The sequence below is a fragment of the Brevundimonas sp. genome (assembly GCF_046293315.1).
Classification (GTDB): Bacteria; Pseudomonadota; Alphaproteobacteria; order Caulobacterales; family Caulobacteraceae; genus Brevundimonas.
The window spans coordinates 292,183-302,637 of the sequence record NZ_JBKBPF010000002.1; the positions used below are offsets into that span (position 1 = coordinate 292,183).

8 protein-coding genes and 1 tRNA gene are annotated in these 10,455 nt (G+C 67.4%); 2 read left to right on the top strand and 7 right to left on the bottom strand.

Annotated elements, in window-relative coordinates:
• Positions 1-183: 183 nt before the first annotated feature.
• From ACK4SE_RS03130 to ACK4SE_RS03140, 3 genes are all read right to left on the bottom strand, one after another.
• Positions 184-1,470: a YadA-like family protein gene (locus ACK4SE_RS03130; protein WP_409688647.1), complete on the bottom strand. Its 1,287-nt coding sequence runs from the start codon at positions 1,468-1,470 to the stop codon at positions 184-186.
• Between the two features lie 43 nt (positions 1,471-1,513).
• Complete coding sequence (locus ACK4SE_RS03135) at positions 1,514-2,806, bottom strand: hypothetical protein (RefSeq protein ID WP_409688650.1); 1,293 nt, start codon at positions 2,804-2,806, stop codon at positions 1,514-1,516.
• 583 nt (positions 2,807-3,389) lie between these two features.
• Positions 3,390-4,580, bottom strand: coding sequence for a helix-turn-helix transcriptional regulator (locus ACK4SE_RS03140; RefSeq protein ID WP_409688653.1), 1,191 nt, complete (start codon positions 4,578-4,580; stop codon positions 3,390-3,392).
• A 95-nt stretch (positions 4,581-4,675) separates the two neighbouring features.
• On the opposite strand from ACK4SE_RS03140, the gene ACK4SE_RS03145 reads away from it, so the two are divergent.
• Positions 4,676-7,111, top strand: coding sequence for a protein kinase domain-containing protein (locus ACK4SE_RS03145; RefSeq protein WP_409688656.1), 2,436 nt, complete (start codon positions 4,676-4,678; stop codon positions 7,109-7,111).
• 6 nt (positions 7,112-7,117) lie between these two features.
• On the opposite strand, the gene ACK4SE_RS03150 is transcribed toward ACK4SE_RS03145, so the two are convergent.
• The 3 genes from ACK4SE_RS03150 to ACK4SE_RS03160 all read right to left on the bottom strand — a co-directional run bounded on the left by ACK4SE_RS03150 (position 7,118) and on the right by ACK4SE_RS03160 (position 8,644).
• Positions 7,118-7,735 carry an ECF-type sigma factor gene (locus ACK4SE_RS03150; RefSeq protein WP_409688659.1) on the bottom strand — a complete coding sequence of 206 codons (618 nt, stop codon included), beginning with the start codon at positions 7,733-7,735 and terminating at the stop codon, positions 7,118-7,120.
• A gap of 122 nt (positions 7,736-7,857) precedes the next feature.
• Entirely contained in the window at positions 7,858-7,980 is a 123-nt protein-coding gene (locus ACK4SE_RS03155; protein ID WP_409688691.1) for a hypothetical protein, read from the bottom strand.
• A gap of 64 nt (positions 7,981-8,044) precedes the next feature.
• Positions 8,045-8,644 carry a YczE/YyaS/YitT family protein gene (locus tag ACK4SE_RS03160; protein ID WP_409688662.1) on the bottom strand — a complete coding sequence of 200 codons (600 nt, stop codon included), beginning with the start codon at positions 8,642-8,644 and terminating at the stop codon, positions 8,045-8,047.
• 59 nt (positions 8,645-8,703) lie between these two features.
• Here ACK4SE_RS03160 and ACK4SE_RS03165 point away from each other — a divergent pair, with 59 nt between their 5' ends.
• On the top strand, positions 8,704-10,137 hold the full coding sequence (locus ACK4SE_RS03165) for a PLP-dependent aminotransferase family protein (RefSeq protein ID WP_409688665.1): 1,434 nt from the start codon (positions 8,704-8,706) through the stop codon (positions 10,135-10,137).
• A 238-nt stretch (positions 10,138-10,375) separates the two neighbouring features.
• Here ACK4SE_RS03165 and ACK4SE_RS03170 read toward each other — a convergent pair.
• Positions 10,376-10,452, bottom strand: a tRNA-Met gene (locus ACK4SE_RS03170).
• Positions 10,453-10,455 lie beyond the last annotated feature (3 nt).

Below are 10,455 nucleotides of genomic sequence, written 5' to 3' on the forward strand. Positions count from 1 at the left end.
CAGGAGTGATTTGAGAAAGGCGGCCCACGAACAAGCGTCAGCCGTCTCGATCCACCCGCGAAGCGGGCAGTGTCGAAGGGCGCCTTGTCAGGCGCGGCTCAGGGCTTTGCGGGCCCGGGAACTGTTGCTGTTTCAGGAGTCGCAGGCCCGTCCCAGACTGGCCGCAGCGGTTTCTTCGGAGCGTCACCATGAGAAACCGACGCTGCCGCCGCTCATGACCTCTCCCCCCGTGAAGGAGACGCCGGCGTTCACGGCGACGCGGCGGCTGATAGCGCGGGCATAGCCCACCGACAGGGCGGTCTCGCTGCCGTAGTTGCCGACGCCGACGACCAGCCGGCTCGACGCTCCCGTCCCGGCGCCGGCGGTATTGCCGGACATGGCTCCGAAAGCCGCGCTCATGGCCGCGACCTGGTCCAGACGAACATCGACGTCGCGAAAGCGGGCGTTCATCGCTGTTTCAAGCCCGGACACGCGCTGGTCGGTATAGAGATTTGCGGACGACAAGGTGCGCGCGTCGCCATCGTCGGCATAGACCCGGGCCGAGGTCAGGGTCTGAACATCACCATCGTTGGCATAGGCTTGGGCCGTGGCCAGCGTCGCGGCGTCGCCGTCGTCGGCATGGGCTTGAGCCGCCGTGAGCGTTTGGGCGTCGCCGGCGTCGGCATAGGCTTGGGCCGAAGTCAGGGTCGCGGCATCACCGTCGTCGGAGTAGATCTGGGCCGCAGCCAAGGTCACTGCACCGGCTTCTCGCACCTGCCGCACGGTCGCGGCGTCCGTATCGGCCACACCGTCGGCCAGGTTGACGAGTCTTCGCTTGAGGGTCGCATTGCCGACGGACACTGTGTCGGGTTGATTGGCGAGCGAAGAAGCACCGAGGGCGACTGAGTTCGTCGCCACAGCTTCGGATAACGCTCCGAGTGCCGTGCTGTCTTCCCCGAACGCGCTAGAGTCGAAGCCCACGGCCGTGCCATTCTGCCCGTTAGCGAAAGAAGAGGCGCCCGTGACCGTGGTGTTTTCCCCTTCCGCGGTTGCGTTCCAGCCCGTGGCCGTGCTGCTTTCTCCCTGCGCGCGCGAACCGTCGCCTGTGGCGGTGCTGTTGTCACCGCTCGCGGTCGAGCTGCGACCCGTGGCCGTACTGCTGTCTCCGCTCGCGGTCGAACTGTCGCCTGTGGCCGTGCTGTTGTCTCCGCTCGCGGTCGAGCTACGGCCCGTGGCCGTGCTTTGTCTCCCACTCGCGGTCGAGCCAGGGCCTATGGCCATGCTATATTGCTCGCTCGCGGTAGAGCCGGGGCCACAGGCTAGCCGGATTAGTGCCGGGTCGGTCGCGCAGGTTGCCGCCACGCTGCCGGGGCCGGCGTCCTGGGCGGCGGCGGCCTGTGGCGTGGCTAAGACCAGGGTCGAGACGCTGGCCAGGAGGACGACGATGTGCGAGGGCTTCGCGAGGCGATGGGCAGGGGCTGCATAGGTCATGAGAGGATCCTTGACTGGATGATGTTGGAGGGTGGCCGGGGCCTCAGAACTCCCCCGACAGGCCCACGCGGAAGGCCTTCTCGCGGCCGCCGAGCGAGTATCCGGCGGTGAAGGCGAAGGGCCTGTCGGTTCTGAAGCGGTGGGCGATCGAGCCGCCGAAGGCCACTTCGCCGGCGAACTCGGCGGTGTTCACCACCCAGCTGGTTCGACCGGGCTGGGACGGCATGGGAGCGGACGACATGGCGATGGCCGCGGCGATGCCGCGCCGGGCTTCGCGACGGCTCTCCACCTGAAAGTTCGACAGGCCTTCCAGTGCGCTGCCGACGTTGTCGTAGGCGCCGTTGTGCAGGACATAGCGCGGCGCACTGACCGTGCCGCTGGCCGCGTCATAGGTCGCCCCGCCGCCCAGCGCCGCAGCCACGCCCTCGCCCACCGCCGCCGTTCGTTCGTCGGTGTAGGTCTGGGCCGACGCGAGGGTCCGGGCGTCGCCGGTGTCGGCGTAGGTACGGGCCGACGAGAGGGTCGCGGCGTCGCCGTCGTCGGCATAGGTCCGGGCCGAAGTCAGGGTCGCGGCGTCGCCGTCGTCGGCATAGGTCCGGGCCGAAGCCAGGGTCTGGGCGTCACCGTCGTCAGCATAGGTCCGGGCCGAAGCCAGGGTCTGGGCGTCACCGTTGTCGGCGTAGGTCCGGGCCGAAGCCAGGGTCTGGGCGTCACCGTTGTCGGCGTAGGTCCGGGCCGAAGCCAGGGTTGCGGCGTCACCATCGTCGGCATAGGTCTGGGCCGAGGTCAGGGTCTGTACGTCGCCGACGTCGGCATACGACTGCGCCGCGTCCAGAACAGCGGCGTCGGCAGCCTGCATCTGCCCCAGATTGGCGGCGTCGGTCGCGACCGTCCCGGCGGCCGTGTTCGTGAGCCGCCGTTGCAGCGTCGCGGACCCGATCGAAACCGTGTTGTCTTCGTCGGCGACCGAATCCCCGCCCAGAGCGACACTGTTTTGTCCCTCAGCCACCGCAAAGAAGCCAATCGCTACCGCTGACTCGCCCTGGGCAGTCGAGAACGTCCCGTAGGCCGCCGAGGACTGACCCGCAGCGGTTGAGAAATTGCCCACCGCAGTTGAGGAATTGCCGAAGGCCCTCGCGTTGCTGCCGACTGCGGTGCCGAATAGCCCGGCTGCACGCGCCGAGCCTCCGATGGCGGTGCCGTTGTCGCCCTGCACCAGAGCATCCGGACCACAGGCCAGCCGGTTGGTGGCGCCCTGCTGGCAAGGCACGGCTGCCCCGCCGGGGCCGACGTCCTGAGCGGCGCCCTTGTTGGGGGACAGCGTGACTGACGCCATCAGGACGAGCGCCAGCGGGCCCAAGATGTCCGCACCACGATGGCCGTGAGTTCGAATGTTGTCCGGCCGCGCCGGCGACGCCGTGAACAACGTCGACATATGCACCTGGCTGCAGGCCGGGGCCGCCTCCATTGCCTTGATCAGGTGCGGGCACGGCGGGCGGTCTGCTGCGGTCATTGGCGATCTCCGTTTTTTCAGGAAGGTGGGCTGGAGACCTCCGGCCACCTCACCGCCACGGATGGACGGATCGTCCGATGAGGCGGGCGTGCTCGAACCGGGTTGTTCGCGGTTGCGGTGCATGACGACGGGCTCCGGAAGAGGTCTCTGTTCAGGAGATCGCGGTCCGGGCGCGAAACCGGCCAAAGTCGTGGAAACTTTTTGAAGGGCCTGTCGACCAGCAGGCGGCGAAAGGCCCGACTGGTGCCCTATCCCGGCTTGCAGACACGCGCGCACGGGCTCGGCTCAGCAGGACAGGAACCCTGGCAGATCACGGCAGGGCGGCACGGCGCGACACGCGCGAACGCTCACGCCTCACATGCAAGTCGGTCGGCGTTGCGAAGGGTCCCGCAGGCGGTGACGCCGTTCAGCCGTCGGCGTCCAGCGGCCTCAGCGGCAGCACCAGAGACCCGTAGAGCGCAGCCAGCTCGGCCTGGCGCCCTGTGCCCGTCTTCTCGAACACGCGCAGCAGGTGGGTCCGGACGGTGCTCTCGCCCACACCGAGCGCCGCCGCCGTGGCGACCACGGTTTCACCGCGGCCTATGCCGTCGCAAACACGCTGCTCGGCTGCGGTCAGACCGAACAGCGCCGCCGCCAGCGCGGGCCGGTCGGTCGACGGCGCGCCGGCGACGCTCATGAAGACCGCCCCAACGATCTCGTTGCCTTCCAGCTGCCCGTGCCAGCGCCTGCCCAACGGCAGAACCTGCAGAACGTTGGGGACGCCGGCCGAAACCTGCAGGGGGACATCCATCCCCTTGCGATCCAGCTGGCTCTCGTCGCGGGCGCTCGCCAGCAGGGCGAGGGCGACTGCCCTGTCAGCAGCCATGGACGCAAAGCAAAGACGGCCGTCGCGCAAGCGGGCTGCGCCTTCCGCCTTGAGCACCTCGTGGGCCGCCGGGTTGGCGTGAACCAGTCTGAGATCTTCTGCGACGAGGAAAACCGGCGTGGCGAGACCATCGAGGACACGCAGGAAATCCGACGCAAGCATCCGCTCAGCGTCAAGGAGGCGCCCGATGCGCGCGGCGCGTTGAAGATGCGGGATCAACAGCTGCATGGCCTCGATCTCGCGAAGGCCGATCGGCCCTGCCGAGCGGTGACGGTTGAAGCCGATATTGCCGATAGCGGTCTCGTCCCGGCTCAGGCCGACGGCGATCGCATCAATGAAGTTCTGGGGGATATTGAACTCGCGATGGAAACGATCCGGCGAGTCGGGCGCCAGCGCCCGGGGGTTAATGCTCGACAGCACGGCCGGTCGGTCAAGCGGCAGGTCCCGGATACGCTGATCGCCACCCCAGAGCGCGACAAGGTCCGGTTCATACTGCGGCAGCCGGGCCAGCCAGGCCGGATCGAAGCCGACCGCGTCGGAGATCAGCGTGCGGCCTTCCGGGAGGCGGATCAAGCTGACGACCCCTGTCGCGAACCCCAGGGTATCGCAGATGGCCGCCATGGCTGCAGGCCAGGCCGCCGGGTCTATGGCGGCATCATAGATGCGGCCGATCAGGGCAGACAGTTCGCTGGGCGTCACGCTTTGCGACACGTCCGGGCCCTCGCTGACCATGGCTTGAGCCCCCTTACAGTCAGGACCCTCCACCAAACAGTGGATGCGGGAAACCAACGTTTTCGTCAATCTGAAGGGTGCGGCGGAGGATCGAAATGGCGGATCAGGAAGATTTGCAGACCCGACGGGACCGTCTGCGTGATATCTTTTCCGATCTCGCGGGCAAGAGCGAAAAAGCGCGGTGGGCGGTGATTTCCCGCCTGGACCTGTCGCCCGAGGACCAAAAGGAGCTCACGAGCCTGCTGTCTGCGGCGGACGGGCGCGGGCCTCTCGATCAGAAGACCGGGTGGACCAACGCAGAGGCGGTTGATTACACCTCCCTGCCGCTGGACACCGACATCGGGGCATTCCGCATCGCCGCCCTTCTCGGACGAGGGGGCGCTGGAGAAGTCTACAGGGCCGAGCGGCGAGACGGGTTCGAGCAGACGGTCGCGCTCAAGGTCCTTCGCCCCGAGGCGTCCGGCCGACCAGAGGCGTTTTTGCGCGAGCGGGACGTGCTGTCTTCTCTCGAGCATCCGGGCATCGCGCGCGTGGTGGACGGCGGACTGGCCCCGGATGGGCGGGCGTGGATGGCGATGGAGTTCGTCGAGGGCAGCGACATCACCCTCTGGACCGCCGGGAAGGGGATTGGTTTGCCCGAACGGCTGGACCTGTTTCTCCAGGTCTGTGACAGCGTCGCCTATGCGCACCGTCGACTGGTGGTTCACCGCGACCTCAAGCCGTCCAATATCCTCGTGGACGGCGATGGGCGGACGCGATTGCTGGATTTCGGGGTTGCCAGGCTCCTGGTTGACAATCCTGTCGGGCAGACGCTCACCATCCCTGTTCTCACGCCGGAGTATGCCGCGCCTGAGCAACTGGAGAACAGCCCGCCGACGACCGCGGTCGATATCTACGCCCTGGGCGCCGTCCTGTTCGAGCTCATGACAGGTCCAGGCCCATGGCGCTTCGACGATGCGCCTCTGCCAGTGGTGATGCGTCGTCTTCTGCACGACGACCCGCCTGTCCCAAGCGAGACCGCTGCCCGGAACGATGCGGCGCCTTTCGAGGGCCGCCGACTGCGAGGCGACCTCGACGCCATTATTCTGAAAGCCCTGCGTCGGCGCCCCGAGGACCGATACGAGTCGGTCGAGGCGCTCGCCGGCGACGTCCGGCGATACCTCGACCATCGCCCCGTCACCGCGCGGGATGGATCGACGCTGTACTACGCCAGCCGCCTTGCGCGGCGGTATCGGTGGCCGTTGGCCGCCTCTATCGCGGCCGTGGCGGCCATCCTCGTCGGTTCGGCGGGAATCGCCTTCCAGGCCCGGGAAACAGCGATCGAGCGCGACCTCGCACGCGCACAGGCCGCTCGCGCCGATGCGGTGAGCCAGAGCGTCGTTCTGATGTTTCGCACGGCGAGCGACAGCGGGCGCGGGGGAACGGCCACCATACGAGAACTGCTGGACACCAGTGCGTCCCAGCTCATGGCCGCAATCAATCCCGGTGACCCTGATCAGGCTGCGGTCGTGCTGGCGCTCGCCGATCTGTACACCACGGTGGATGACCTGGCGGCTGCGGAGACCTTTGTACGACGGGCGCTCAGCGCCGGGGTTGGACGGGATGACCCAGCGACGACCGCTCGGCTGAGGCTGAAACTGGCGGGCGCCTTGGTCGCAAAGAGCGAATTTGCGGAAACAGAAACCCTGCTGGCCATGGTGGAGCCCATCTGGCGCGCGGATCCTCAGCGGTTCCGTCTGGAACGGCTCGAAGCCATCGGCATGACCGCCTACATGAGACGCCTTCAGGGCGAGCGTGAGGAAGGGATCGCCTTGCTGCAGTCGATCCTGCCGGACGCCGAAGCCGTTCACGCCGACGGAAGTCGCGAACTTCTGACCCACTACAACAATCTGGTGACCCATCTCGTGGAGTCCAATCGGATCGAGGAGGCCGATACGGTTCTGCAGCGAGCCGAGGCGTCTGCACGGCGCGCAAGGACCGAAGGCATGCCCCTTGGCCTGGCCCTGATCCAGTCCCGAGGCGCCATCGAGAGCCGGAAAGGCAACCTTGAAGCCGCCGCAGCGAGCTTCGGGCGGGCGGTGGCGTTGCGTCGGGAGTTGTACGGGCCTTCTGCCGCTCTCGCGGTCGACCGCATGAACCAGGGGCGGGTGCTGCTGGCGCTCATGCGGCCTGCTGAAGCGATTGTGGCGTTTGATGAGGCCCAGCCTCTGGCCGAGGAGTATCTCGGCCCCGATACGCTGCTGACACTGATGATCGCGCTGTCGCGTATTGACGCCTTGTGCCAGCTTGAGCGCCCGGCTGAGGCCGAGCGCCTGCTGGACTTCGCCGATCGCGCATCGCTGACCTATGGGGCGGAAAGCCTGCAGCGGGGCCTGTTTCATCGCACCCGCGCCTATGTTCGCCTGCAACAACAGCGCTACGCGGACGTCCGGCGCGATCTGGCCGCCGCGGAACGGATCTATGGTTTGCAGGGGGCGGCCGGCGCGCCCTACATGGCTGACGTGGAGCGTCTCAGGAGCGAGTTGCCCTGATCGGCGTCAGGCCGCCGTCATTTCGCGATAGAGCCACGCCCGGGCGTAGCCCCAACGCCGCCGGACCGTCCGCTCGCTCCAGCCCATGATCTGGCCGGTCTCCACTTCGCTCAGCCCGGCGAAGAACCGACAATCGACCAGCTGCGCCAGCTCGGGGTCAACCGCCGACAGATCGTTGAGCGCGTCGCCCAGTCGGACCATCTGGGGATCTTCAAGCTCGTTCGCGACCCCGTCGGCCGCCTCAAGGGGCAGGCGGGCGAGGCCCGTGCCCCGCTTCTCGGCCATGCGGGCGCGGGCGGCGTCGATCAGGACCCTGCGCATCGCTGTCGCGGCGATGGCGAGGAACTCGGTACGGTCCAGCCAGGCTTCTCGCCTATGGACCCGGATGTAGGTCTCGTGGATCAACGCCGTGGTGTTCCAGGTCAGCGGGCGTCCAGCGCGTCTGCGCTCACGTCGCGCAACGGCGTGGAGGTCTTCATAGAGGTCTGTCGCGAGAGCCTGGAGCGCCTCGTGACGGTCGGCAGGGTGGATGAGGTCCTTTGAATTCTGCGGCGGCGCAACCGCATTCCCCGAGGGGGCGCAGTCTCCTGAAGCTGAGCCATTCTGCAAAGACTGCGACGCCATGCACTCACCCGCGAACCAGAGATTTCAACAATGCCCGGTTCCCCCCGCAAGTCAAACGCCGGTCCGGCCAGCACTTACGCCCGGCAGGCACAACTGCTTCCTGGCTGCTGTCCGCTCCTGCTTCAGGCGATCACCGGCGTTGGTGGCGGGATCAGCTTGGCCAGTTTGCGCAGGTTCTTTGCGGTGGCGGCGACGAGGGCCTCGTCTTTGGCGCCGTTGGGACCTCGCAGGCGCTGTCGGTCCAACTCCAGGATGCGCTCGCAGCCACCTTGACTGCGGACTGATCCGCCCTGACTGCCGCCGCTAAATTCAGGCCGAACGCAGTCGTGGTCGCGCCCGGATCTCAAACATCGGCAGGAAGATCTGAAGCAGGGGACCGTTTGTGAGGGCGTAGGCGACCGTGCCCAAGCCGATGGCGCCACCGAGCGACCAGCCGAGCACGAGCACAAGACCCTCTACCGACATCCGGACCCATCGCACCTCCCAGCCTGTGACCCGAACCCCGCCCGTGGTGAGCCCGTCGCGAGGACCGGGACCGAGCCCGGCGCCGATGTACGCCCCCGTCGCGGCGCCGTTGAGAACGATGGCCGCCACGAGCAGCGCGCTCTGTGCCGGCCATCCGACGATCGGCGGTAGAACCGCAAGGATTGCATCGGCCGCCGTTCCGATGACCAGCACATTGCAGATCGTCCCGATCCCCGGCTTCTGCCGAAGAGGGATCCAGATCAGAAGCACCAACGCCCCGACAAGGTTGACGACCAGCCCCAGGCTGAGCCCCGTTAGCTCTGACAAACCCTGATGGAAGACGCTCCACGGATTGAGGCCGAGGTTCGCCCGAACCATCAATGCGAGCGAGGCCCCATAGAGGACCAGGCCGATCTGAAGCTGGATGACGCGGCGGATGAACATTGCGACAGCCTAGGCCTACCGGCCTTGTGATCCATAGCCACTTTTCCGATGATGGCCTCATGTCCTCGGTCGTGAACCTCAACAGCCTGTGCCGCCATCTGGGCGATTGGCGTACTCTGGGCACGGAGGACGTTGCGTATCGGAGCCTCGCCGACGCGCTGAAGCGGCTCGTGCTGGACGGCCGGCTGCCCCTGGATGCACGACTTCCCGGTGAGCGACGCCTGGCCGAAGCGCTCGGCGTGAGCCGGATCACCGTCAGCGCGGCAATGGACCGGCTAAGGAGCGAGGGATTCCTGCTGAGCCGGGCGGGCGCGGGAACTTATACGGCCCTGCCGTTTCGGCGAGCCGACCGGCTGGAGGGCCTGTTCCACGTCGCGCCCGGTCCCGAAGTGCTCAACATGGCGACTGCCGTCCTGCCGGCGGGCTCCCATGTTCACGCCGCTTACGCAGCCGCCCTGGAGTCGCTGCCTCCACATCTTCCCGGCCACGGCTACGAGCCTGTCGGTCTCTTGGCGCTGCGGCGCGCGGCGGCCGAGGCTTACGAACGCGCCGGCCTTGCGACCACTGCCGATCAGATCGTCGTGACGGCCGGAGCCCAGAACGGGCTGGCGATCCTCCTGAGAGCCTTCGGTCGCCCCGGAGACGCGGTGGTCATCGATCACCCGACCTATCCGCATGCGATCGAGGCGGTCGTACGCGCAGGTATGAGACCCGCCCCGGTGGCGCTCACCGCGAATGGCTGGGACGTAGAGGGCTTGGTCTCCACGATCGAACGAGTCCGTCCACGGATCGTCTACCTTCTCGGCGCCCATCAAAACCCTACCGGTCACGTGATGTCCGCCGACGACGAGGCGACAATCGCCCGTGCCACGGCTCAACATGGCGGGCTCATGGTCATGGATGACACGCAGCGGGAGCTCTGGTTCGACAAGGCGCCGCCTGACCCGGCGGCAGCGGGCCCTCACGTCGTGAGGCTCGGCTCGATGAGCAAGACCTGGTGGGGCGGCCTGCGTATCGGCTGGATCCGCGCTTCTCCGGAAACGGCCGACGCCGCTGTGCGCGCTCGCGCATCCCTTGATCTGGGCGCCGCGGTGATCGAGCAGCTTGCGGCGGCCCATCTTCTTGCGGGCGATCAAGCGCCGGTGGTGGAACGGAGAGCAGCCCTGTCCGTGCGGCAATCCGCACTTCAGGCCAGGCTGGCTGAAAGGCTTCCAAGCTGGAGAACGACCCGCCCGACAGGGGGGCTGTCGCTGTGGGTCGGACTGCCCCGACCCGCCGCCCCGGTGATTGCCGAAGCCCAAAGCCTTGGCGTCGTCCTCGCGCCGGGAACGCGCTTCGGCGTCGACGGCGCGTTCGACCGCTTCTTGCGGCTGCCTTACTGCTTGACCGTTCCCGAGCTGGAGAAGGCGGTCGACCTCTTGGCCACCGCCTGGGACATTGTTGGCAAGCGGACGGCGAAGCGAGAGAAAGGCCCCGACGCGGACGTCTTCTAGAGACGTCTACCGCCGCGCCCGTCGTTCGGATTGGTCCAATGCCACGAGATCAAGGACTGCGAAGGCCCGCTTCGCCCTGGCCGCATTGCCTGGAAACGTCCGACGCAAGCGGCGCCGTCAAGCAAGAGCCGCCTGCGCGGCGCCGGGTGGCTGCCCGCTGCCGCGCGCGGCCAGTTCAACTGCCGGCCAGAACGCAAAATAGCCGCCTTGGCGAACCAGGGCGGCTATTTTGGTGTCTTGGGTGCGGGAGCAGGATTTGAACCTGCGACCTTCAGGTTATGAGCCTGACGAGCTACCGGGCTGCTCCATCCCGCGGCA

Excerpts from the sequence above, each read along its gene's own strand:
- ACK4SE_RS03135 (WP_409688650.1), bottom strand. The coding sequence starts at position 2,806 with ATGGCGTCAGTCACGCTGTCCCCCAACAAGGGCGCCGCTCAGGACGTC.
- ACK4SE_RS03150 (WP_409688659.1), bottom strand. The coding sequence starts at position 7,735 with ATGGCGTCGCAGTCTTTGCAGAATGGCTCAGCTTCAGGAGACTGCGCC.
- ACK4SE_RS03130 (WP_409688647.1), bottom strand. The coding sequence starts at position 1,470 with ATGACCTATGCAGCCCCTGCCCATCGCCTCGCGAAGCCCTCGCACATC.
- ACK4SE_RS03165 (WP_409688665.1), top strand. The coding sequence starts at position 8,704 with ATGTCCTCGGTCGTGAACCTCAACAGCCTGTGCCGCCATCTGGGCGAT.
- ACK4SE_RS03145 (WP_409688656.1), top strand. The coding sequence starts at position 4,676 with ATGGCGGATCAGGAAGATTTGCAGACCCGACGGGACCGTCTGCGTGAT.
- ACK4SE_RS03160 (WP_409688662.1), bottom strand. The coding sequence starts at position 8,644 with ATGTTCATCCGCCGCGTCATCCAGCTTCAGATCGGCCTGGTCCTCTAT.
- ACK4SE_RS03140 (WP_409688653.1), bottom strand. The coding sequence starts at position 4,580 with ATGGTCAGCGAGGGCCCGGACGTGTCGCAAAGCGTGACGCCCAGCGAA.